The sequence below is a fragment of the Phytohabitans sp. LJ34 genome, assembly GCF_052068095.1.
GTDB lineage: Bacteria > Actinomycetota > Actinomycetes > Mycobacteriales > Micromonosporaceae > Phytohabitans.
In genome coordinates this window covers 1-542 of record NZ_JBQHDG010000072.1, presented here as the reverse complement: position 1 = coordinate 542, position 542 = coordinate 1, and the positions used below count along the sequence as shown (strand labels likewise).

Below are 542 nucleotides of genomic sequence, written 5' to 3'. Positions count from 1 at the left end.
CAGGCGATGACGAGCAGGTCGGCCTTGGCCAGCACCTCGTCGAGCGATACGAAGCGCTCGTCCTTGATGTGCGGATCGGTGCACAACGTCTCGCGCGCCTTCAACGACAAGATCTTGCGCAGCTTGTAGGCGAGGGACTCACGCGGATCGTCGCTGCCACCCTTGAACGCCATCCCCAAAATGCCCACCGTCATCGACGACAGGTCGTAACTGTCCTCCAACCGCGACACCAGATACAACGGCAAACCCTCGTTGATCAGCATCGCCGAGTGACCCAACACGAAGTTGTTCCGGTTGAACGCCGCCAACTGCATCGTGTCCTTGAACAAACACGGACCCGCCGCGAACCCCGGCATCGGCAGATCCGCCGCCCGCGGGTAATCAAACGTGATCGCATGCCGGATCCGCGCGTAGTCGAGCCCGAAATCGTTGGCCATCATCCAAAACTGGTTGGCCGTCGCGAACTTGATATACCGCCACGTGTTCGTGAACAGCTTCGCCAGCTCCGCCTCTTCGGGCTCCAGCGGCACGATCTGGTCGGT

General features: G+C 60.9%; 1 protein-coding gene. It reads right to left on the bottom strand.

The window, feature by feature from the left end; all coding sequences use genetic code 11:
• Positions 1–542 (bottom strand): UDP binding domain-containing protein (locus tag ACTMTJ_RS45420; RefSeq protein ID WP_441225335.1); only part of this gene is annotated, 542 nt, incomplete at both ends.